Origin of the sequence: Aquimarina algicola (genome assembly GCF_006443095.1) — a bacterium.
GTDB lineage: Bacteria > Bacteroidota > Bacteroidia > Flavobacteriales > Flavobacteriaceae > Aquimarina > Aquimarina algicola.
Window position 1 is genome coordinate 71396 of the sequence record NZ_VFWZ01000003.1, and the last position, 24748, is coordinate 96143.

Consider the following 24748-nt stretch of genomic DNA (forward strand, 5'->3'; position numbering starts at 1 on the left):
TCTGTTTTGTTAAGAGATTATTTATTTAATTTTTTCAGTTCTTCTTTCACAATTTGGAAGTCATCAAAATCTATACGGTTTCCATCAATCTCCTGATAGGTTTCATGACCTTTCCCAGCTATCAGAATAATGTCATTCGTTTCTGCAAGTTGACATGCTATCTTTATTGCTTGTTTTCTATCTGTAATAGATATTGTTTTCTTATAATCTTGTGGTTCTACTCCTTTTTCTACATCTTCTATAATTCTATCAGGATTTTCTGTTCTGGGATTATCACTGGTAAAAATGGCTTTATTACTCAATTTTGAAGCAATGTTCCCCATTACAGGACGTTTCATCTTATCCCGATCACCACCACAACCAACTACTGTTATCAGATTCTCGTTATTAGTTCTGATATCATTAAGAGTTTCTAAAACATTTTTTAATGCATCCGGCGTATGAGCATAATCTACAACAGCTGTAATTTTTGTCTCAGAAATCAGGTATTGAAATCTACCACTTACACTCTGAAGGCTACTTAGCAACTGTAGGGTTTCTAGCGTTTCTAACCCTAATAATTCTGCAGTACCAAAAATGGCTAATAGATTATATGCATTAAAACTTCCTATCAATTTTGTCCATACCTCATGATCGTTAATCTTAAGCAATAAACCTTGTAAGCTATTTTCTAAAATCTGCCCTCTGTAATCAGCATATGATTTCAGTGCGTAGCTATACTGCTTTGCTTTGGTATTCTGAAGCATATACGCTCCATTTTTATCATCTTTATTGGTTAATGCAAACGCTTTATCAGACAATCCATCAAAAAATGCTTTTTTAACATCTCTATACTCTGAGAAGGTATTGTGATAATCCAAATGATCATGAGACAGGTTTGTAAAAATTCCTCCTGCAAACTCAAGACCTTCTGTACGTTTTTGATGAACTCCGTGAGAGCTTACCTCCATAAAGCAATATTCCACACCTACATCATTCATTTTTTTGAGAAATGAATTTATAGTTAAAGAATCAGGAGTTGTATGACTAGCCTCAAAAACCTCATCATCTACTAATATTTTGATTGTAGACAATAAACCTACTTTGAAGCCTGCTTTTTTGAAAAGCTGGTATAACAAGGAGGCTATTGTAGTCTTCCCATTGGTACCGGTCACACCAATCAGTCTCAAATTTTTAGATGGTGAACCGTAGTAATTTGAAGCCATTATCGCTAATGCTGTTTGAGCATTATCTACCTCTACATAGGTCACATCATTTTCAATGTGTTCTGGTATCTTTTCACAAATTACAGACATTGCACCTTGCTTTACAGCTTTTTCTATATAATCATGTCCGTCTGAGATTGTACCTTTTATCGCGACAAATACATCTCCTTTCGAAACCTTTCTGGAATCAAATTCAATCTTATTAACATCAATTACAGTATTACCTGCAACAGCATTAATAGCAACCTTATATAATATGTCTTTTAATTCTATCACGATAATTCCAGACTAATAGTTTGATTTTTTTTCACTTTGGTACCCGGAGCTACAGATTGTTTTTTTACACTTCCTGAACCTTTGACTTTTACATTAAGCCCCATATTTTCTAAAAGAGAAATCACATCCATTGCAGGCATTCCTGTTACATCGGGCATTATAGTTTTATACTTTTGAACTTTTTGATAATAGTTATCATAGCTTTTTTTCACAAACTTACTTTCTACGGTAACTTTTGAAACTTCATCAATAACCGGGATATCATTATAAATTTTGGTTGCTATAGTCTTAAAAACAGGAGCCGCAACCTCACTCCCGTAATACCCTTTCTTCGTATCAGGATTATGTATTACTACAATAGAAGAATACACTGGCTGATCTGCAGGAAAGTACCCTGCAAAAGAAGATATATACTCTCGCTCTTTGTCTTTCCCATAATTACCCCAACATGTTCCTGTTTTTCCTGCTATTTCAAAATTATCTGTACGGATATTACCTGCTGTCCCTCTTTTTACAACATTCTTCATCATTTCCTGTACAATTTTTGCTGTTTCTTTAGAACAAATTGTAGGGTTAAGAATCTCTTTCTCAAATCGCTCTCTTGTTTTATCCCATGTTTTTACTTCTTTAATAAATCTGGGTTTTACCATCTCTCCATCATTTGCTATTGCATTATAGAAAGCTAATGTTTGTAACGGAGTAAGAGACACCCCATAACCGTGAGCCATCCAAGGCAATGTAGTACCATACCAATCGTCATCACCGGGATATGGGATCTTGGGGACACCTTCACCTTTGATTGATAACCCTAAGGTTTCTGCCAATCCCATATTTATCAACCGATCTACAAATTTTCTTGGGTTGTCTTTATATTTTTCATTAACTATTTTTGCAAATGCTGTATTCGAAGACAATTCAAATGCTTTTGCCGCTGATATTTTGCCATACCCACCCCATCGAGAATCTTTTACTACTCTATCATAAAATTTTACACGCCCATTTTCGGTATCCACTACATAGCTTGAATCTATCACTCGATCTTCTAATGCCGCTACCATTGTCATTAACTTAAAGGTAGAACCTGGCTCATGGGATTCTCCCACTGCATAATTAAGCTTCTCGTAATATTTTCTTTTTTGGGTACGCCCCAGATTAGAAATTGCTTTAATTTCTCCTGTTTTCATCTCCATCACCACCACTGTACCATGTTCTGCTTCATATTTTTCAAGCTGCGCTAATAGTGCATGGTGAGCTATATCTTGAATATTTACATCTATGGTTGATATGACATCAAAACCATCTTGTGGTTCTACTTCATTAGCATCTCCAATTGGTTTCCATTGATTTTTAGCAATTTTCTGTTTTTTTCTTTTTCCTTCTTTTCCTCTCAAAAAAGGCCCATATGCCCCTTCTAACCCAACACGTGTGTAATACCCATTTTCATCCCTTCTTTCATACCCAACTGTTCGTTCTGCTATCTTCCCGATAGGATGTTCTCTTACTGTTCGCTGTTCTACAATAAATCCACCTCGATTAGCACCTAATTCAAACAAAGGAAACTCTTTGACTCTCATATATTGAGAATACCCGAGATTTCTACGAATTAACAGGTATCTATTTTTATTTCCTCTTGCGGTTCTTATCAATTTATCATAATAAGAAACAGGTTTCCCAAATTCTTGTGATAAGGCTTCACAAAGTGGTTTTATATGATCTCTAAAATCCTTATCTGTTACAGTAACTGCATCAAAACGGATATCATATTTTGTTACCGATGTTGCTAACAAATTGCCTTTACTATCATATAGATTTCCTCTATTTGCAGGGATATCAAAAGTTCTAAAAACACGTTCTTGTGCTTTTTGACGATATTGATCTCCTTCAACAAATTGTATATTAATCAGTTTTGCCACCACTACAATTGCAAAAACGAGCATAACTGCTGCTATAAAGTACAGTCTGTTTAATATGTTCTTTTCTTTTATTGCCAAGACAACTTAATTTTTTACAATTATTTTTCTGGGTGGTTTTTCAGGACGTTTCAATCCTTTTTTCTCCATTTTTTTTATAATTGATGACTCCATTTTTAATTTCATCAATTCTGTTTTTCCATCAACAAATCGTGTTCTCAATTCTCTTACTTCGTCATTTAACCTTGCAATCTCATGCACCTTACTCTCTGCATTATGAGAACTTGCAATCATTATGATCGCTAAAAAGGAAAGAAACAACAGCATTCTCCAATTTTTTATTGCATCATCTGCAATAAGAAACTTTCCTTTTAATATGTCATAAATTGCTTTTTTCAAAGTTTTTCCGCTATTCTTAGTTTAGCACTTCGTGCCCTGTTATTCTCTGCTATTTCTTCTTCATCAGGCACTATCAGCCCTCCTACTTTTTTAAAAGGAACTGTTACATTACCATATAAATCTTTTTCAGGTTCTCCTTCAAAAAGCCCATTTCTAATAAATCGCTTTACCAATCTATCCTCTAAAGAATGGTACGAGATCAAACTTAATCGTCCTCCTTCTTTCAATAATTCTTCTGTTTGCTTCAAAAACTCTTTAAGCACCTCTATCTCCTGATTAACTTCAATACGAATCGCCTGATAAATTTGAGCCAATACTTTATGTTCTTTATGTCTTGGCAAAAATGGTTTCAAAATCTCTTTTAAGGCTACACTCGTTTTTATAGGTGTATTTTTTCTCACTTCTACAATTGCTCTTGCTAGTTTAGGAGCGTTTCTCAATTCTCCATACTTCAAAAACACAGCTCTCAAATCTGATTCTTCATACTCATTAATGATATGATAAGCAGATACACTACTGTTTTGATTCATCCTCATATCCAAATCTGCATCAAAACGGGTAGAAAAACCTCTCTCTGCCTCATCAAATTGATGTGAGGATACCCCAAAATCTCCTAGAATCCCATCTACTTTTCGCACTCCATAAAATCGCAAGAACCTTTTGACAAACCTAAAATTCTCATTAATCAAAGTGAATCGCTCATCTTTTAATTCATTATTAAGAGCATCTTGATCTTGATCAAAAGCATACAATTTTCCTTGTGGTCCTAGCTGCCTGAGGATTTCTTTAGAATGTCCTCCTCCTCCAAAAGTTACATCTACATATATACCATCTGGTTTGATTGCCAATCCCGCGACAGTCTCTTTTAACAAAACCGGATTATGATATCCTGTATCTTCCATTCATTCTATTTCTATACTTAATAATGAGAAGCTATCAATCAAGACTTATCTCATCATCAAAACCCATTACTTCTTCAGCAAGATCTGCAAAATCATCTGCTGTATCATCTATTACTTTCTCGTATTGTGCTTTATCCCAAACCTCGATGATATTAACCGCTGATGCTAATACAAGTTCTTTAGATATCCCCGCAAAACCTATCAGATCTTTGGGAATCAACAAACGACCGGTAGCATCAACCTCAACCATTTTTACCCCTGCAGTAAATCTTCTTATAAAATCATTGTTCTTCTTCTTGAATCGGTTAAGCTTATTAATTTTAGCCATCAATAAATTCCATTCTGCCATAGGATACAACTCCAAGCAGGGCTGAAAAACACTTCTTTTAAGTACAAATCCATCTTGCAACACAGACGACAATTGCTTCTTGAAAGCAACAGGCATCATCAAACGCCCTTTAGCGTCCGCTTTACACTCATATGTGCCGATTAGATTTACCACTTTACTCTATTAAACGTTTAATTAGTCAAATATATTGAAAAAATTACCACTTTTTACCACAATTTACCACATTGTTAATAAGTTATACCTTTTTAAAGAAGAAAGAAGTGATCAAAATCTTTAAAAAATTGTTTATCAATACACTACAAAAAGCGAGATAAATACTTGCTTCTAACCAATTCGTATTGTATTTGACAGGTCACAAAAAAAATTATTAAAATTCATTTATTAGTATTTATAAAAAATCTTAAAACTTATTATGAAAATGCTATATTTGCTTTTGATTCTTGTAAGAAGCATTAATGAAGCACGAATTAATAAAAGACGGAAAATTTAGTTATCTAGAAATAGGAGAAGGAACCCCGATAATCATTTTACATGGGCTTATGGGAGGTCTTAGTAATTTTGACGGTGTCGTTTCTTTTTTTCCAAAAAATGGATATAAGGTTCTGATCCCTGAGTTACCTTTATACACAATGCCAATTGTTAAAACAAGTATAGGTGCATTTACCAGATATCTCAATGATTTTATAGAACATTTGGGATATCACAACAAAGAAGCTATACTATTAGGGAACTCTTTGGGAGGTCATATTGCACTATTGTGCACCAAGATGTTCCCAGAAAAAGTAAAAGGTCTGGTAATCACAGGAAGCTCTGGATTATACGAGAATGCAATGGGAGAAAGTTATCCAAAACGCGGTGACTATGAATATATAAGAAAAAAGGCTGAAAATGTTTTTTATGATCCTTCTATCGCTACCAAAGAAATCGTAGATGAAGTTTATGAAACCGTAAATGACAGAAACAAACTTATAAGAACCCTCGCTTCGGCAAAAAGTGCAATTCGCCACAATATGGCAAAAGACCTTCCTAATATGACAACTCCAACTTGTATTATATGGGGAAAAAATGACAATGTGACTCCACCTGAAGTGGCTGAAGATTTTCATAAGCTTTTACCAGATTCTAATCTGTATTGGATAGACAAGTGTGGCCATGCTCCTATGATGGAACATCCCGAAGACTTTAACAAACTCCTTTATAACTGGTTACAGGAGCGTAATTTCTAAAAAATCGGTATTATGAAAATTAGCAGTGCTGATTTTGTAATGAGCAATAGTGATGTTGCAAAGTGTCCAAAAGACAAGCTCCCTGAGTATGCTTTTATCGGAAGATCAAATGTAGGCAAGTCTTCTTTGATCAATATGCTAACGCATCGCAAAAACCTCGCAAAAACTTCTGGAAAACCTGGAAAAACACAGTTAATCAACCATTTTATCATAAACAAATCATGGTTTTTGGTAGATTTACCAGGATACGGATATGCCAAGGTATCTAAATCTACTAAAAAAGTTTTTCAAAAATTCATTACCGCATATTTTTCAAAACGTACACAATTAGTAAGCGCATTTGTACTTGTCGATTGTAGACACGAACCCCAAAAAATAGATTTAGAATTTATGCAATGGCTGGGAGAACACCAGATTCCCTTTTCTATCATTTTTACAAAAGCTGATAAACTTTCAAAAAATAAACTTGAAACACAAATAAACATGTACATCGAGAAGATGCTACTGTATTGGGAAGAAATGCCTAACTATTTTATCACCTCTTCTTCATCAGGCTTAGGAAAAGAAGATATCCTTAATTACATCAATCAAATTAATACTGAATTAAAGAACAACTAGTTACCCTCTTCTCTTTGCAAGAACTCTATTAATTCTTCGATAGAATGTATGTCTGAAAACTGAGCAGCAGTAATCAGTTTATCTAAACCTTTTTCTGTTTTCTTCATTACAATTGGTAAATCTACATCTACATAATCAGGATATTGATTCTCAAATTCATTTTTGTACATAAAGACAAACCCATCTTCAGTAGTTTCTCTAAATTCTTTCCAGATTTTCTTTTCAGAAAAATTTCCATGAGTAAGACTACATAAATCACAAGGATACGTAGAAGGACTTACAATTTTGTGAGCAACATCAATATATTTACTCCAAAAATCAGAAGTAGCATTATAAACAAAGATCAACGAGCGTTTCAAACTATAGGTTTTTAAAGTTTTAGTCTATTTTACTTTAAAAACATTTCAAAAAATTCATTCTTTTATTTCTGCTTGAGCTCTAGTTTTTCGGCAAAATAGTCGCAAAAATCTTTCATTGTTGCAGACATTTTTTCATCTTGAGTAGCACGATGAAATGTATCACTCATTGAAACAAGGGTTTGATGAAAAAATATTTTCATTTCGTCTACGGGCATATCTTTTGTCCATAGATCGATTCTTAAACTTTCTTTATTTTTACTATCCCAAACCGATAATAATACTGCTTTGGTTTCTTCATTCTCGACACCACCATCTTGGGCTGTCCATTGCAACTGTTCCGGCACTCGATTTTCGTCTAATTCTATATCTATCTTTATTTCTGACTTATGCATCTATCAATACTATCTAGCGGGTTTATATTTTGATTTATTAAAAATTGTTTCGGCATCTGCCATCAACATTTGTTGCAAAGATACGTCGTTATTTTTCATATAAGAAGAAACTATTTGCCAACCTATATACTGCCCTATTCTATCCGGTGCCTCCTTATCTATTTCTTCTAGATAGAATTTTGAAAAAGGTCCCGGATACAAAAACCTAGGCATGAGATTACTATCAGTGCTGTACAATAATTGTCTATCTACAAAATACCTCCATATCTCTTCTTCATTTTCTTCTGCCCAAGCATATTCTTCTTGCGTATACCCTATTTTTTTAGCCTTATCAAAATCTGGCAAAAGCAAATCCTTGATATATAATTCTTTTCCAAACGCTATGAGATTACCCAAAAAAGTCCTGTCGCGTATTGGACCTACTCTATTTTTAGCATAAGCTCCTGCAACATCAGGAAGAATATATTCTCTTTTGAATCCTTTTTTTAAGTAATTCTGTATGCTTTCATAAAAATGATGATCTTCTCCCAGATATGTATCCAATGATATGATCAAAATACCTTTAGAAACAACTATCTTGTTTCTATAATCAACATCAGAGGTTATAGTAATTATTCGTGGCTCTTTGATCTCAGGAAAATAATATTTAATATGCTGAAACAAATCATACAACATCTCTTCTTCTTTAGAAAAGTCAGGAAATATCTTTTTAATTTCACTATTAACCTCTAATTGAATTGTATCTTTTGCCCTATTAATCCAAACACTATCTGCATATTGCTCTGCAAAAAGAAATGGATATTCCTTTTTTAAATCCGGTAAATTCTGCGGGGTAATCTCTGCAAATAATTGATCAAATCGTTCTACAGTAATATCAACAGGAATGTTTTCTATCTCCTTTTCTATCCTATTTTTACTTGTACAAGAAAATATTATGCAAGAAACAATTATAATTTTTACATATTTCATACTATTCGTCATCAAATCACGATAACTTTTTAAATAATTATTATCTCTACTAAACGCCATCTTTTTTTATTAATTTTATATTAACAAAAGTACTAATCAAATTATGAACTAAGCTAGTAAACATATAAAGTATAAAAGCTTACAAATATATAATGATTACAATCTTTAACACGTATTTTCTTTATTTTATTAAAACAACTATAAACAACGACACATGCAAACAGAAAAAGTGATTGATCATATTGTAACATGGCTTAAAGAATATGCTACAAAAGCAAACATGAACGGTTTTGTAGTAGGCATTAGTGGAGGAATCGACAGTGCAGTTACTTCTTCATTATGTGCAAAAACAGGTCTCAATACACTTTGTGTAGAAATGCCTATACATCAAGCTCAGAGTCAAATCAACCGAGCTCAAGAACATATCAATCAATTAAAAGAACGGTTTTCTAATGTTTCTGACACGAGAGTAGATCTAACTCCAGTTTTTGAAGAATTAAAGACTGCTGTTCCTACTGTAGATCCTAGTGCTCAATTAGATTTGTCACTAGCAAATACCAGGGCAAGGCTTAGAATGTCTACTTTATATTATTTTGCAGGACTCCATAGATTTCTTGTTGCCGGTACCGGTAACAAAGTAGAAGATTTTGGTGTGGGCTTCTATACAAAATACGGGGATGGTGGTGTAGACCTAAGTCCAATAGCAGATTTATTAAAAAGCGAAGTCTATGCTATCGGAAAAACGCTGGAAGTGCCAAATTCTATACAAATCGCAGCACCTACGGATGGATTATTTGGTGATAGCAGAAGTGATGAAGATCAAATTGGAGCTACTTATGATGAACTTGAGTGGGCGATGAAAATGAAAGATCAAGGAAAGAGCAGCAGTGATTTTGAAGGTCGAGAATCAGAGGTATTTAACATTTTTATTCGATTAAATACCGTAAACCAACACAAAATGAACCCTATACCTGTCTGCAAAATACCCGTTAATCTATTATAAATGTCATTTTGTCGATAAATTAACAAAAAAAATTTTATGAGGAATAGTTCTTAGTAATTTTGCATTTAAGATTTATAAAAAACTACCCCTAATCTATAAGCTAAATGTTAAATAAAATTAAACGAACATTAACACTCGTAAACAAGAATGACAACCGTATTAATCGCCGATCATCATCCAATTACAAGGAAGGGGATCGTTTCTTTATTTCGTAATTCTGAGGAATATGAAATCATTGGCAAAGTTAGTAATGGAAACGAAATGTATGATGTATTAAAGGCTAACACCCCTAATGTCCTTATCATGGAACTGGATTTACCCCAGATCAATGGTATTATGGCATTAAGAACAATTAAAAAAGAATTTACTGGTATCAAGGTAGTTGTATTTAGTTCTCATCCAGAAGAGATGTATGCACTTAGCGCTATTAAAGCTGGTGCTTCTGCCTATTTATCAAAAACAGTACCTACAAAAACGCTGAAAAAAGCTATAGAAAGAGTTGCCAGAGGAGGTATATATCTTAATGACAACCTAACAGAGCAATTAGCAAATGGTAATGCTAATGATAACAATATGGTTGTTAAGTACAAAAAACTTTCTTCTCGAGAAATTGAGGTATTAAACCTACTGTCTTCAGGAAAAAGAAATAAAGACATTGCTACTACTCTATCTATAAATGAAAAAACAGTAAGTACTTATAAAACAAGGTTACTAAAAAAACTTAAAGTAGATAATTTGGCTGATCTTATACATCAATCCCGATTATTACATATTAATTAAACTACTCGATTTAGTTTTTCTGACAATATTTTTCTTAAAAGAAGATAATCACTTATATCCTGAAGGGTTTCGTGGTTATCTTCATTATTTTCTGATGTCATTATAGATTGCTTAAGCTCTTCTATCTTTTGTGCAATCAGAACGCCTCTTAGATTCAAAATAACGTCATGTACATATGCCGATACATTATTCTCTTTTAATTTGACATGTATTTCTTTGTCGTGCCACCTGCTTAAAGAATGCTTATCCTCCGTCATCAAAATAGACGTTATTTCTGATGCAATCTCAGGATCAATATGATTGATAAAATTTTCTAATCTAAAATCTTCTTCTTGATTAAGCTGCTCTATAAGAATTGTATATAGTGTTTTAAAATCATTATTCGTAAACTCTATCTCATCTTCTTGCAAGTCCAGATATATTTTCTCAAAAACTTTAGCTGTATATTGCTCTAATTCATGTACAAGCTCTCCTTCTTCATTTTCTTTTAGGATAAGATCCTCAAACTCTTCTTCCTTTTTACCGTACAACAACAATATTTCAATAATTTTACGCTCTAATTCATATTGTCGATTTACCTCCGGAGCTTTCTTGACTTCTGTTTTTACAACCTCAAAAGATTTTTTTTGTGCTGTTTTTTGCTGTTTACGTTGATCCTTTGTGTGATCATTTCGTATTTGTGCCAGTGTATCAAATAAAACATCTTCAGAAATATCCATGATTTTAGAACATTCTCGTATGTAAATCTCTCGCTTGATCACATCCGGTATTTTAGAGACACTTGTGATCATATCTCTAATCATTTCAGCTTTTTTAATCGGATCATTACTCGCTTCTTTTTGAAGTAGAGAAGCTTTAAAACTTATAAAATCCTGTACATTTTCTTCAAGATACGAGGTTAACTCTTCAAGCGTATTTTGTTTTGCAAAACTATCAGGGTCTTCTCCTTCGGGAAAACTACATACCTTTACATTCATTCCTTGCTCAAGAATTAAATCTATCCCTCGGATTGAAGCTCTCATCCCCGCAGCATCACTATCAAATAGTACTGTTATATTTTTGGTAAGCCTACTAACCAATCGGATTTGATCCGGGGTTAAAGCTGTACCGGATGAAGACACAACATTTTTTACTCCGGTTTGATAGAACTGTATTACATCTGTATATCCTTCAACCAAGTAACAGTTATCGTTTTTGGCAATGGCTTGTTTGGCATGATAAATCCCATAAAGCACTTTACTTTTATGATAAATATCGCTTTCTGGAGAATTGAGATATTTTGCAGCTTTTTTTTCATTAGTCAATATTCTACCTCCAAAACCAAGTACTCTCCCAGACATCGATTGAATAGGAAACATTACTCGTCCTTTAAAACGATCAAATTGCTTCTCTTCTTTTACGATAGTGAGCCCTGTTTTTTCTAAAAACTCTAATTGATACCCTTTTTTTATAGCTTCTGTTGTAAAAGCATCCCAAACATCAGGAGAATATCCCAATGAGAAGGCTTGTATCGTTTCTTCTGTAAACCCTCTTTCTTTAAAATAAGTAAGGCCAATGGCTTTACCCTGTTCTGTTTTATGAAGTGAATTTTTAAAAAAAGTATTAGCAAACTCGCTTACCAAATACATACTCTCTCTCTCATCAGCCTGTTGTTTTTGCTCATCGGTTTGCTTAGTTTCTTCAACCTCGATATTGTATTTTTTGGCTAGATATTTTATGGCTTCGGGATAGGTAAAGTGCTCATGTTCCATCAAAAACGCAACCGCATTACCTCCTTTTCCGCTAGAAAAATCTTTCCAGATCTGTTTTACAGGAGACACCATAAATGATGGAGTTTTCTCTTCGCTAAAAGGACTTAAACCTTTAAAATTACTCCCCGCCTTTTTAAGCTGCACAAAATCTCCTATTACCTCTTCTATCCGAGCAGCATCAAAAACAGCATCTATCGTAGACTTATGGATCATGTTTATTGTATTTTCTGTAGCGACTACTACAGCACGTCACTTTGTATAATAAACAAAAATAATACAATCAGTCCATTTTGTGCATTTTATTATTTTACTTTTAAGTCAAAGGGGGTTAAAATCTTTAGAGCAGAAGATCAAAAGAAGCCTATAGATTTGAGGTGTCAACTTCAAAAAACAACTCAATACCCCTTGTTAGGAAGGGTGTACCCCCTACTCGATAAAGGGTCGAGGCCACGCAAAGGTAGTTCGAGGCCGCACTTTACTTCTTTTTACCCATATTTTATCGCTTCGAAGGCTTACATTGACGCTTTTTTCTGATCCTTTGCGGCTTCGAGGGCCTATATTGAAGGATATTTTTGATCAAATCAGGGGTGTCGATCCAAAAAGAGGTGGTTCGAACTACCTTTGAGTGGCCTAGAAGTACCTTTCTAATGATTCGAACTACCTATACAAGTAGTTCGAAGGATCAAAACAAGAGCTCGAATCACCTCATTATGACCTAAAAGTACCTTTATCAAGAGTGATACTACTTATGCGAGGCATTGAATGCATCTACAATGATGGGTAAAAGATCAAATCTAAAGGTACTCGATTCAGCATCTCATTAGGATTATTCCCAATATTGTGTGACCCTGAATCGAGCTCAGGATGATGCTTGTTTTTATCTATACTCTTTCATTGTCAAACTGAGCTTGTCGAAGTTTTTCATTTTACCATTTTAAAAAGTGTCTTCAACAAGCTCAGACTGACAATACTCTTATGTTATAAAAATAAGATATATCAAAAGAAGCTTGGGAAACCCAAACCGTATTTTCAGCAACAAAACATTAGGTTTGGGAAGTTGACCCTATAAAAATCAATCTAAAAGTAAGATTTTTGAATGTTGTAAATACAGCTTATAAATGTAGTACTCTATTAAGTATAAAAAATACTCTGATTGAAAAAACCTCTATGGTTACTCCCCTATTATCATATTGTTTGACAGCTGTATATAAACCCCATTATAATGAATTAAAAAACACAACAAGATATTGTACGCTGTATTTAATTTTGGCAAAGATATTGTGGTATAAGAATAACAAAATAATAACAACTTTTAACTTTATATTTTAACACAAAATAAGCAGGCATTATTTGCTTTAAGAAAAAGAAAACAATTGTAGGAATTTTAAAATTTATTCCTATTAAAATCAAAAAAATAATTACCTTTTAACGAGTTTTTTATTTTTTTCGTAGAGAAACAGGGGGAAAACCCCCTGTCGATTAAAAAATAAAATTTTATACTTGCATGCTTGTATAAAGTTTACGTTCATATTCCTCTTAACTTTTTTATTGTAAAAGAGATAAGTGTAAAAAACCAAATAATCAATCAACTAAAAAACGAGATATATTCTATGGCTTTACAAACTGAAATTCAGGTATCAATCGGAGGTGAGGTTATCCCATTTATAAACAGTTTTTCTTTAAAAGAGGATATAGGAGAGCATTCTAGTTTTAAAATAGCTGTAAGAGGTGACATTTTAGAAACTGAGCTTAATGGAACTTCATTACTAGAAAACAGCAAAAATTTTCTAGGTCAGGATTGTATCATACAAGTAGACGATCATGGTAGAGACCTTGGATATACCTCTTTACAATTCAAAGGGATTGTTACACATATCAATAGTGAGAAAGGTAAAGATGGTGCCGGAGTTGGTGACATCATTAATATTCATGGTATGAGTAGCAGTATCATTATTGATGATGGTCCACATATGAGCTCTGCTTTAGACACACCACTATCAGAAGCGATACAAAATGTACTAGGCATATATGATCAATCAAAATTAAATATAAATATTACTCCGGAGAACGACGACACACTTATGTACTCTGTTCAAAATCAAGAAAGTGGATTTCAATACATGCAAAGGTTGGCGGCCACCCGAGGAGAATATTTATTATATGCAAGAGATACCTTATACTTCGGAAAACCAGACCTTGGCGATGATGTTGTACTAAATTATGGATACGATCTTACAGATTTTAGCCTTGGACTACAACCGGAGTCGGGAAAATTTAAATATTACACTCATAAATACCTTAGCGACGAAGCTGTAGAAGCCTCTACGGCATCAGTATCTTCTCAAGGGCAAGGGCATACTGTTTTTGCGTCTAGTGTGAGTGAAAATATGTTTCAAAACGAAACACAAATACCTTTTTACGCTTACGAAGACGAGCAATTGCAACAACGTCTTGATACTGCCATTACGTTACAAAAGAAAATAATAGAACAAAAACAGGTAAGCATTACCGGAAAAAGCAGTAATACCAGCGTAAGTTTGGGCAAAGTGATCGATATACAAAATGAGAGTGGCACTTTTGGTAGATATAGAATAACAAAAGTAGACCATACCTGTGATGAAAATGGTAATTATGTAAACAGTTTTACAGCAATACCTATGGATATCGATGTATATCCGCTTACAGATATTTCTACACTCTCAAAAAGCGAGATCCAAATCGCAAGAGTAATCGACACCAATGATCCCGAGGGCATGAGTCGTATAAAAGTGCAATACAACTGGCAGATCCCAATGGGAGGCGAAACCCCATGGTTACGAATGTCGACTCCTTATGCAGGAGCAGAAAAAGGATTACATTTTATACCAGAGACGGGAGAAGAAGTTATTATAGGGTATGAAGGCGGTAATGCCGAGCGGCCTTTTGTGATGGGCGCCTTATACAACGGCAGCAACAAAGCAGACGCCTGGCAGACTGAAACCAATGATATCAAGGCTATTAGATCCCGCAGCGGACATACAGTAGAATTAAATGACACTGATGGAGAAGAAACCATAAAAATTTATGATAATGAAGGAAGTATTATTACCTTTAATACTCAAGAAAAATCATTAGTGATCAACGCTACAGAAACCATTGATATCGCAGCCAAAAATATAAATATACAAGCAGAAGAAAACATCAATATAGGAGCGCAACAAAATGTAGATATTGCAGCAGAAGCAGATCTGTCGGCGCTGGCAGAAGGTAATGTTGCAATACAATCTACAGGAGACACAGGAGTAAAAAGTAATGGTGCTATAGCCCTAGAAGCTATGTCTGATGCAACGGTAAAAGGACAAAAAGCGATTGTAGAAGGGTTAACCACTGCAGAAGTAAACGGTACACAAACCAAAGTAACCGGTACAGCCATGACAGAAGTATCTGCACCAATTGTAAAACTTAATTAATATACTATGCCAGGACCAGCAGCAACAATAGGAAGTATTCACACTTGCCCGATGTTTAATCCGGGAGTACCTCCAATACCACACGTAGGAGGACCTGTAACCGGTCCGGGAGTACCTACTGTATTGATCGGTGGCAAACCTGCCGCTGTAGTAGGAGACCTTTGTACCTGTGTCGGCCCACCCGATACGATAGCACAGGGAGAAGCTACGGTATTGATCGGTGGTAAACCTGCTGCCACAGTTGGTAGTATGACTGCACACGGGGGTGCTATCACTGTAGGAGAAACTACTGTATTAATCGGCACAGGAGTTTCTGCACCTACAGCCATACTGCCCTTGCAAGAAATCCCTTTTCCTAAGATTAGCCCTGTCTTGAATGTATTGGCATCAGTGACTGGTAGATCGTTGAAAGAAGCAAAAGAAAAGCAAGATGAGCTTAAGCAAGAGGCTAAGAAAAATACGATCACTCCAGAGTATATATTTAGTATGTAATTTAATGCTTATATGAAATTATCTTTTCCATATATCCAAAACAATGTAGCAGATATACTGGGGCAAACCAACAGCTTTGGAGTATACCCGGTGAACCATTACAACACCTGGCATGGAGGACTACATGCCGAAGGTGATAAAGAAATAAGAGCCATTGCTGATGGTAGAATCATTGCCTATAGGATTCTAGAAGACTACATCAAAGAAAAAATTGATGGTAAAACCTATGAATATTCAAGTGGTTTTATGCTCATGCAGCACGAGTACAAGAGCCCCGAGGGATTCACCTATCCGTTCTACAGCCTGTATCATCACCTAATGAGCAAAAATGAAATGAAGGGCAAAATCCCCGATCTGTACGGCAAACCCATTTACAAAATAAAATCAGCACATCATAAAAAGGGAATAAGAGTTCGAGGGCACGAAAAACTTTATGACAAATTCCTTATGGTGATTCCAAAAGGCCACACCGTAAAAGTAGCCAAACTAACAGAAGAGGAACAAAAAAAATCGCACTGGAGCAACACTGCCAAAGGAAAAAAATATGTAAAAGTCTCCTATACCGACCCTGCGACAAAAAAAACACATACCAATCTGTGGATGTATCGATACAAGCAAGATGCTAAACTAAAAGATGGTATATACACAATCTATAAAGAAATACACACAGATAAAAACTCAGAACAAGGAGCGCACGTCTATGACAAGCCCAACGGAACTTTTGTACGCATGATCAACAAAGACCAAGAGATCAAAGTAGAAAAAACACAAGGTAACTGGTATAAGCTCAAAGGCAAAGACGAATACGTACATAAAAACGACGTATCTAAATACAACGAGATCAAAGACGATGTCGTGCTTAATAAGGTAAAAAACTATGATTTAGCGATCAAAGCTGGAACTTTGTTGGGATATACCGGAAAATATAATGCCGAACGACAACCTACATATAGAACCGCTCATATAGAAATCTTTAGCCACAAGAATCCAGAAGGCTTGCTTAATGATGAAGGCAAAGACGGGGAGAAAAAGAAACATTACTATAAGATAGCAGCAGGCACATCGCTAAAGAAAAACCTGAAGTTTGATACTACAATAAAGAAAAATACCCCTGTAAAAATCCTTGCTATTAGTGGTAATTATTGTAAAGTAGAGCCACAATCTGTAGAAACAACAGTACAATACAAAGACCTGATCGACCATAAAAATAAAATCAATAGTTATGGAATCAAAAAAGGTGATGCATTTGCAACTGTAAATACTGCTTTTAATAACATCTTGTCTAATGGTGATACCTTGTATTTTGTAAAATCAGACCCCGAAGAAAAAGACAAAAAGTGGGCAGACAAAAAAAACAGGATTGTACGATTTGACCCCAAAGCCAAGGGAAAAAGCATTTGGATTGATCTCGATGCTACCAAACAAGAAGCATTACAACCCATAGCCTCTATCAAACCACGATCATTTGTTATCGATGGGGTCAAAGAAGACCTTGCCGGCACCACTACAGAGACCACAACCGAAACCGAAACTGCTACAGAACCTGAGCTCATCACCCCCCGGGTAACCGAAACCGTAAGACTGCGTACCGATGTAAGCGAATATTACCTGATCCAACCCATAGAAGACGAAACAGAAGAAGTAACCCTATCACAAGAACATCTCTTACTGATCAGAAAAACCAAACACGTCACCAATCCCAAAGACAAAAAATGGTGTTATATCATTTGTAAAGAGGAGCAAGAAGAAAAAAAAGGGTGGATTGCGCAGGATGATGCACAACTAGAACAAGTCTCTGCCTTTGATTGGACAATCTTTGGTTTTGAACCCCTAGAGGCAGGTAACGAGTTTGTGTACAGCGTAGCAGAGATACGCAATGCCACTAGTACTACCCCATTTATAGAAACCATTTGGGGCAAAGTAGATGCCAATCAAGACAAAGTATTAGATCATAACGAGTGGCGTACCGCTTATAGAAAAATCGATAACGTAACCAAGTTTAGCAAACTGGTTTGCAAACATAAGAGCGAATGGGCATACACCTCTGGTGAGATCGAAAGAGAAACCAAACAGTTTTTTGACATACAAGATGTAGATGCCGCCAAAAAGCAAGAAAAGATAAATGCACTCAAAGAGCGTATCAAAAACCTGTGTTTTTGGAAAGAACTCAAGGCAGGAGAGTTTAAAGAAGAACCCAAAGACGATACTGCTGAAGTAATGGGACCTATGCCGCCCAAGCCCTTGGCATCACCAGCATCGTTGCTAGAAGCACCGGCAAAACCCAGAATGATCCCACCCAACCCAGAAGTATGGCATTTTCATCCTATTAGCTTTATTAATCATATGAAAAAGATTACCAACCCTTATGACCCAGATCATGGGGAATGGTATGATCCTATTGTTAACCCACAAGTTAGAGGGCATTATATAGGACAATTAGGTATTCATAGTGAGCATAAAGGCTGGGATACAGATCGTAGTAGGGCTATAAAACGCCGTCTTAGAAATGGTAAACCAAGAATGCATCATGGGTTGGATATCTATGCTCCTGTAGGTACTCCTATATATGCTTGTCAAGATTTTACTAAAGTTACTAGACACAGATTTAGAGAAAGAAAAGCAGGAGGTTTTGATTTAAATTTTAATATAAAATATAAAGACAAAACACATGTAGTGGTATACTGTCATATGATAGAATTTCTTGACAAGAAATTCTGTTTAGGAGGTGTAATGGGAAAATCAGAAGAATATCATACCTATGAATCTTGTATAAATACTAAAAAGATTCAACTTAAACATACCAATGGTAGTCTAGAAAAGAATGCTATATTTGAAGTAACTTATGCCCCTGCCGCCAATACACTAACTATTGACAAAATGGTAGTAGATTTAGATATAGCCAAAAAAAATTACGAAGGAGTTAGCAAAGATGACTTACCTAAAAAAGGCGATATTGTTGGTTATGTGGGGATGACGGGTAATGCAGTACAACATCGTAATACGGCTCATTTACATTTAGCAATGTACGATGCAACTGAAAAAGATCCTGTAACCAAAAAAATTAAAGAACTTGAACCAGCACAAATATTAAAAGAATATATAATTAATGATGAGGAGGGAGACTCGATGAGTAAGCAAGATGGATATATCCCAAGTTCAGAATGGTAATTAAAATTTAAATATCATGAAATATTTCTTTAAAACTATAATATTTTTATTCATTGTTTCATCTTGTAAGGTTGAGACAAAAAAAATAGCAAATACTTCTGAGAATATTATATCTACTTCTTCTGAAAAAGAAGTTGTTCAACAGCAAAAAGATACTGTTAGAAAAAAGTCTGCCATAGGAAAATCGTATAACAAGTATTTACATGAAATTGAAGAGTTTAAAAAATTTACTAGTAGAGGGGGATGGAGTGTAACTGATTATCAGGATGATACATCTAAGTATTCAGGTTACATTTTGTCGACTTTAGATATCTTTGAAGAAAACAAAGAAGAAGGAACGAGTATACGAAAAGGAACAAAGTACGTTGTCATGGTCAATAATAAAGTGGTAATTGATTACATAGATGTTGAAAAAATTGATATTCCAAAAGATTATTTTTTAAGTGATGAAGTTTGGTTAAATGACGAAATAGACCGAGAAATATTTGCATACGTAAGATATGATGATAGTGGCGAACAATTTGTTACAGATATTTATAAAGCTTTTAGAGCAGACAAGGAAACAGGTAAAATCTTTGAAGTCCCATCAAAGGGTATGAAAGCAGAAAATGGAGATTACGGATTTTAATTGTCTTTGTCTTTTCCGTAATCTTTAAATGATTTTATTTGTATAAATGTAAGGAAGAGTAGGTTCCTATATTAAATCAAAAATAATAGAAATATCTAAAAATACTGGCTCTACAGGCAACTATTATCAAGATAAAAAAATGAATCACTTACATTTTGGTGTAAGTTTTGATAAAGTACCGCAATTACCTTATGAAACATATATCAAAATATTTATTAATAGTACTTTTTTTATTAGCGTGTAAGATTGAGAATAAAAATAAATCTAGTCTCATAGCAGAAACTAAAGAAGCAATAACACAGCAAAAAGACACTATTAAGATAAAATCTGCCATTGGAAAATCATATAACCAATATTTACATGAAATTGAAGAGTTTAAAAAATATGATAATCATGGTAGTTGGAGTATTTATGATAATTTTGGGAATGAAAATCAGGATTTCAAAGAATATGGACTAGCAACATTAGATATTTTTGAACGAAATAGGAAAGAGGGGACGAGTATTAAGAAAGGTATAAAGTTTATTGTATTGCTGAATAGTAATATAGTTATCGATTATATAGATGTAGAGGATTTAACAATATCTGAAAATTTGATTTTATATAGTGATGGTGTACAATTGAACGGTAAAATAGACAAAGAATTATTTGCCTTTGCACCTTACATTGAAGAAGATGAAGAAATAATTACGGAAGTAAATAAGGTATATCGTGCAGATAAAGAAACAGGTAAAATTTTCGAAATCCCTACAGATGGTATTTCCATTATTTCAGATTACTAGGGTCCATGATTAATCCCCTACACCACCGGCAGAAAACAAAAAAGAAACACCCACAACACCAGAACGTGTTTTTCCTGCATCACCAGAGGTATTTCATTTTCATCCGATTGCCTTTATCAATCAAATGAACTTGATGTTCCCGAAGAGCAAAGCAGATAGTAATCCGGAGGCTATGATAAGAGCCTTTATGAGATTGGTTAAAGAATTTGAAGGAGTACCGGGAGAAGAAGGATATACAACACTATTTGGAGGCAGTCAATTTACAGACACAACCACACATCCCGAAAAACCTATTTATTGGTACACGAAAAAAGACGGAACTAAAATGTATAGTTCAGCAGCTGGGGCTTATCAAATAATGCAATACGTTTGGTGGGATTATAATGGATGGGTCGTTAAGGATTATAAAAAGACAGAGAAAAGAAATGAAAACAGAAACTTTGTCAAAAAGTATGGAATTAAAGATTTCTCACCAAAATCTCAAGATGAGTTTTGTATTGCTTTGTTAATACATGCAAAACCTGGTTTGTTAGATAAATTGTTGAATGGTTTTGTTACTCAGGCTATAGAAGAACATGCAGCGCATATATGGGCTAGTTTAACTCCAGGAAGGTTTGAAAACCAAGGACCAGCTAAACATGCAAAAGATAAGAAAGAACGTCAGGAATTGATACATGAAGCTAGAATAAAGCAATTAAAATCGTATAATAAATTTCTTGCAGAAGAATTAGATGGGCAATCTGATTTACATTTGGAACCTGGCTTTTTGAAAAGGTTTGGAATTAAAGAACCTGAACCACAAGAACTAATAGAAAATAAAAAGGAAGGACTTGATTTAAATAAAGTACTTGAAGGGCTAAATAAAAGAGCTGGTGCTATGGACATAGCTGTCGGATATTGCGCAAAATATGTACGATGGGCATTAGAAGATGGAGGGATGAAAACATGGGGCCCAAATGAAATTGAACAGAGGCCTAATTATGCTTGTAATTATGGACCATTTCTACTTCACAAGGGATTTGTTGAAGTATCTAATGAAGATTATAAAAAAGGAGACATAGTTGTTATAGAATCTTTTTCAGGACACAAAGCTGGTCATATACAGATTTATAATGGTGAAAACTGGGTGTCCGATTTTATTCAAAACTATTTCTATCCTGGCAGAGCCTACAGGAAAGCAAAACCAAACTATAAAACTTACAGATGGGAATGAATATATATTTTAAACTTTTAATCGTTCATTTTTTTGCTTTTTTCATAATTTCCTGCAAAGGGAATCAAAAAAATGATAATGGATTTTCCGATAGTACTTCAATTGTAAAAGAGGAAATAAAAGGACAGCTTTCTAAAACTGATCAAATTGATTTTATAAAAAGTTTTTACACAAAGTATTTGAGAGATTTAAATGAGCATACCAACACATGTGTGCTTAGGGAGTATTTATCTGAAGAATTAATTAAGGTTCTAAATAAATTAGATTACAATGCAATTATAGATGCTCAAGATTATGATAAATTTGATTTAAATACTTTAAAAGTTTCAAAAACAAAAAATACAGATATTTATAGGGTTTCATTTATCAATATGAGTAAAGAAGTACTTACTGATGTTAAAATTGTCTCAAGAGGTAATTCATTTATAATAACGGAGCTTACTAATGACCAATACACAATTCCTACTGACTTTAATGAAAGTACCTCTATAAACGAAGATGAATTCACTTATTATCTTTTTAAATATCGAACGAAGCCAGAAAACCCAAGAACTGCACTTATTTACCGAATAGAATATATTGACAATGATATTGTTGTTATTAATATGGACTCTCATAATGATTCATTTGAATATGAATTATTACAAAAAAAGTCTCAAAATGATGTAGAACTTTACTATAAGAAGAATACGGGAATAAAAGAGTACACAGGAGATATAAGCAAACCTTTGATGAGAATATATAAAAAAGGAGATGATTTTTATGCTATCAGTCCTCTTATCGAAGATGGTAAAGAAGTAAAGCTAAAAGAAGAAGAATAAAATAGGTAAGCTCAATATCAATAATATTACCTAAACTAGCAGAAGCTAATACAAAAATGATAGAAACATCAAAAAATATAAACTTTCTAACATAGAGCTGATTGAACTCTAAAATTCGAAAACTAATATTATTCATACCTCTATGTATTTCTGTAAATTTTAAAGGAAAAAATCAGAGCCAACTACTAAAGTAGTTACCTGTAAGGTGATAAAAAAGAATCAAAATCTTATCTGATATTTGCAATGTATTATAACAAATCAAATTAATAATGAAAATTTTTAAATTTTTACTGATAATTTCTCTACTAATTTCTTGTAATTCTAAACCTGAAAACACAAGAAATAAGAAACTGCAAAATCCAGATATCGAACAGTCATCTAGTAACAACAATTTGATTGACAGTTCTAAACAGGATATAAACGAAATTGCAATTGAAAAAGAACAATTATCAGGAAAAATTGATTCTATAATAAAGACCTATAATACATCTAATATATCTTTAACAAGTAATTTACTAGAAAGCATTGAGAGAATAGTATATACTGATACCATTAATGATCAATATTGGCAAAGAGGAACTTACTACACTTCAAATAAAAAAAATGAAAAGCTTTATAATGTCAGGGTAAGTAATTTTGATTACAAAACAAGGTTTTATTTTATAGGTATAAATTCGGCTATAGTAGAAGGAAAAAGCCCTATTGCCAATATTTACGAATTATATAACAATGAAATTCATATTATTGATTCATTTAATTTACCTTCTCCTAAAGTAGGTTTTGTAAATGAAGCTACTCCAGAAATTCACCTAACTTCTTTTATGCTAAGGCAATTAGATAACTTGATTATTAAAAATGATACACTTTATTATTTTAAAGAAAATACCCCTATTGACTCAGATGATTCAATGTATCAATTAATAAGTAAAAGAGATTATTATGCTTATAAAATAGGCTCCAAAAAAGAAGCTCAGATAATTGAAGACAAAATAACTTCTGATAAATCTTTTTTTTGTCGAAGTACCTTTAGAGCATTAATAAATCCTCAAAATTCTGTTATTGCTTGGACTCATAATTATAGCATTAATTTTAGTCATATTCCTGATTTCGATAAAACCTTGAAAAAGTTATATAACAGTAAATCGCTAAATGATTCTCTTTATCAATTACCAAAAGTAGAATTTGATTTCTCTTCTTTTTTTAACCCCATGACAGAAGGCGTAGTTACAGATATCGATAATGAAAGAGATGTCTTTTTTGGTAGTATGTGCTGGCACAAAACAGATAATAAACTCTACTTTGACAATAGTGGTTTTGACTATAGATGTATTTGGGAAGCAGATATAAATAACAAAAGAGTTGTTAAAATTGTTCCAGAGCACGAAGCTATACAACCATTTTTTATAAATAAAAAGTACATTACTTATGTAGAAAATAATAAAATCATGGTATGTGAACCAACAGATAAATTTTATGATAAGAAACTTAATAAAAATACAAATGCATATAATGCATCAAGTTTAATATATAAAGTTAAAAAAACATTCGATTTGAGTGAAGAAAACAATGTATTACGAAGTTTAACCAATAATTGGTTTAATTTAAAACAAACTCACCCCTTTGATAAAGATAATTGGAGAGATGCTGATTTCATGGACTCTTTTTTTTCTGAAGATATTATTGACGTGATTGTTTCTGAATTACATAAAAATGATATTTATAAAAAATCAAGAATTAACCTATATTTAGATGCTTTAATTAAAACTTATAATACAATTGATAAGGCGGCAGACTATTATCTATTAGAAGAATTATATGATCTTTCTGAAAATGGGTATTTTAATAAAGAAAAAGAAATTAATGAATTATTAGACCAATTAAATAGTTTAGATGAAGATATTTATCAAACAAAATTCAAGGATTATGTTTCAGGAATGAACGGATATTTTAACCTGTATTCTTTTTGGGCCAGACGACACAAAGAAAATAATATAGACGTAGTTTACAGAATTTTAAAAAATATACAAGTTGGTATGAATAAATATAAGAATTAATA

At 33.5% G+C, this 24748-nt stretch carries 20 protein-coding genes and 1 pseudogene; 12 read left to right on the forward strand and 9 right to left on the reverse strand.

The window, feature by feature from the left end:
- Positions 1 to 17: 17 nt before the first annotated feature.
- Genes FHK87_RS11180 through mraZ form a run of 5 tightly spaced genes read right to left on the reverse strand, consistent with a single transcriptional unit; the run spans position 18 to position 5194 of the window.
- Entirely contained in the window at positions 18 to 1481 is a 1464-nt protein-coding gene (locus FHK87_RS11180; RefSeq protein WP_140592816.1) for a UDP-N-acetylmuramoyl-L-alanyl-D-glutamate--2,6-diaminopimelate ligase, read from the reverse strand.
- On the reverse strand, positions 1478 to 3472 hold the full coding sequence (locus FHK87_RS11185) for a penicillin-binding protein (RefSeq protein ID WP_226294205.1): 1995 nt from the start codon (positions 3470 to 3472) through the stop codon (positions 1478 to 1480). Before FHK87_RS11185 ends, FHK87_RS11180 begins: the two co-directional genes overlap by 4 nt.
- Before the next feature lie 6 nt (positions 3473 to 3478).
- Positions 3479 to 3790, reverse strand: a complete 312-nt coding sequence (locus tag FHK87_RS11190) for an FtsL-like putative cell division protein (RefSeq protein WP_140592817.1) — start codon at positions 3788 to 3790, stop codon at positions 3479 to 3481.
- Positions 3787 to 4692: a 16S rRNA (cytosine(1402)-N(4))-methyltransferase RsmH gene (gene rsmH / locus FHK87_RS11195; RefSeq protein WP_140592818.1), complete on the reverse strand. Its 906-nt coding sequence runs from the start codon at positions 4690 to 4692 to the stop codon at positions 3787 to 3789. Before rsmH ends, FHK87_RS11190 begins: the two co-directional genes overlap by 4 nt.
- A 34-nt stretch (positions 4693 to 4726) precedes the next feature.
- Positions 4727 to 5194 (reverse strand): division/cell wall cluster transcriptional repressor MraZ, encoded by a 468-nt coding sequence (mraZ, locus tag FHK87_RS11200; RefSeq protein ID WP_140592819.1) that lies wholly within the window; start codon positions 5192 to 5194, stop codon positions 4727 to 4729.
- A gap of 302 nt (positions 5195 to 5496) precedes the next feature.
- Between mraZ and FHK87_RS11205 the strand changes: the two genes are divergently transcribed.
- Together FHK87_RS11205 and yihA are read left to right on the forward strand one after the other, a co-directional pair.
- On the forward strand, positions 5497 to 6267 hold the full coding sequence (locus FHK87_RS11205; protein WP_140592820.1) for an alpha/beta fold hydrolase: 771 nt from the start codon (positions 5497 to 5499) through the stop codon (positions 6265 to 6267).
- A gap of 12 nt (positions 6268 to 6279) precedes the next feature.
- Entirely contained in the window at positions 6280 to 6885 is a 606-nt protein-coding gene (gene yihA / locus FHK87_RS11210; RefSeq protein WP_140592821.1) for a ribosome biogenesis GTP-binding protein YihA/YsxC, read from the forward strand.
- On the opposite strand, the gene FHK87_RS11215 is transcribed toward yihA, so the two are convergent.
- The 3 genes from FHK87_RS11215 to gldB all read right to left on the reverse strand — a co-directional run bounded on the left by FHK87_RS11215 (position 6882) and on the right by gldB (position 8605).
- A complete protein-coding gene (locus FHK87_RS11215) occupies positions 6882 to 7244 on the reverse strand; it encodes a GTPase (protein ID WP_140592822.1) in 363 nt (120 codons plus the stop codon). The genes yihA and FHK87_RS11215 overlap by 4 nt on opposite strands.
- 62 nt (positions 7245 to 7306) lie before the next feature.
- Positions 7307 to 7636 carry a gliding motility protein GldC gene (gene gldC, locus FHK87_RS11220; protein ID WP_140592823.1) on the reverse strand — a complete coding sequence of 110 codons (330 nt, stop codon included), beginning with the start codon at positions 7634 to 7636 and terminating at the stop codon, positions 7307 to 7309.
- Between the two features lie 9 nt (positions 7637 to 7645).
- A complete protein-coding gene (gldB, locus tag FHK87_RS11225) occupies positions 7646 to 8605 on the reverse strand; it encodes a gliding motility lipoprotein GldB (protein ID WP_140593922.1) in 960 nt (319 codons plus the stop codon).
- A gap of 214 nt (positions 8606 to 8819) precedes the next feature.
- Here gldB and nadE point away from each other — a divergent pair, with 214 nt between their 5' ends.
- Entirely contained in the window at positions 8820 to 9608 is a 789-nt protein-coding gene (gene nadE, locus FHK87_RS11230) for an NAD(+) synthase (RefSeq protein WP_140592824.1), read from the forward strand.
- A gap of 147 nt (positions 9609 to 9755) precedes the next feature.
- Positions 9756 to 10388, forward strand: coding sequence for a response regulator (locus FHK87_RS11235; RefSeq protein WP_140592825.1), 633 nt, complete (start codon positions 9756 to 9758; stop codon positions 10386 to 10388).
- Here FHK87_RS11235 and dnaG read toward each other — a convergent pair.
- Positions 10385 to 12352 carry a DNA primase gene (gene dnaG, locus FHK87_RS11240; RefSeq protein ID WP_140592826.1) on the reverse strand — a complete coding sequence of 656 codons (1968 nt, stop codon included), beginning with the start codon at positions 12350 to 12352 and terminating at the stop codon, positions 10385 to 10387. The genes FHK87_RS11235 and dnaG overlap by 4 nt on opposite strands.
- A 1397-nt stretch (positions 12353 to 13749) precedes the next feature.
- On the opposite strand from dnaG, the gene FHK87_RS11245 reads away from it, so the two are divergent.
- The 8 genes and pseudogenes from FHK87_RS11245 (at position 13750) to FHK87_RS11280 (ending at position 24746) form a co-directional block, all read left to right on the forward strand.
- Positions 13750 to 15588, forward strand: a complete 1839-nt coding sequence (locus FHK87_RS11245; RefSeq protein WP_140592827.1) for a type VI secretion system Vgr family protein — start codon at positions 13750 to 13752, stop codon at positions 15586 to 15588.
- A 6-nt stretch (positions 15589 to 15594) separates the two neighbouring features.
- Positions 15595 to 15891 (forward strand): annotated as a pseudogene (locus FHK87_RS26215) (PAAR domain-containing protein); the annotation flags it as partial.
- A gap of 201 nt (positions 15892 to 16092) precedes the next feature.
- Complete coding sequence (locus FHK87_RS11255) at positions 16093 to 19248, forward strand: M23 family metallopeptidase (RefSeq protein WP_140592829.1); 3156 nt, start codon at positions 16093 to 16095, stop codon at positions 19246 to 19248.
- A 16-nt stretch (positions 19249 to 19264) separates the two neighbouring features.
- Complete coding sequence (locus FHK87_RS11260; RefSeq protein ID WP_140592831.1) at positions 19265 to 19876, forward strand: hypothetical protein; 612 nt, start codon at positions 19265 to 19267, stop codon at positions 19874 to 19876.
- Positions 19877 to 20067: 191 nt separating this feature from the next.
- Entirely contained in the window at positions 20068 to 20658 is a 591-nt protein-coding gene (locus tag FHK87_RS11265; RefSeq protein ID WP_140592834.1) for a hypothetical protein, read from the forward strand.
- A 133-nt stretch (positions 20659 to 20791) separates the two neighbouring features.
- A complete protein-coding gene (locus FHK87_RS26220) occupies positions 20792 to 21871 on the forward strand; it encodes a glycoside hydrolase family 24 protein (protein ID WP_226294207.1) in 1080 nt (359 codons plus the stop codon).
- Positions 21868 to 22692: a hypothetical protein gene (locus FHK87_RS11275; RefSeq protein ID WP_140592837.1), complete on the forward strand. Its 825-nt coding sequence runs from the start codon at positions 21868 to 21870 to the stop codon at positions 22690 to 22692. The genes FHK87_RS26220 and FHK87_RS11275 overlap by 4 nt, the downstream gene beginning before the upstream one ends.
- Before the next feature lie 269 nt (positions 22693 to 22961).
- Positions 22962 to 24746 carry a hypothetical protein gene (locus tag FHK87_RS11280; RefSeq protein WP_140592840.1) on the forward strand — a complete coding sequence of 595 codons (1785 nt, stop codon included), beginning with the start codon at positions 22962 to 22964 and terminating at the stop codon, positions 24744 to 24746.
- The last annotated feature ends 2 nt before the right edge of the window (positions 24747 to 24748 follow it).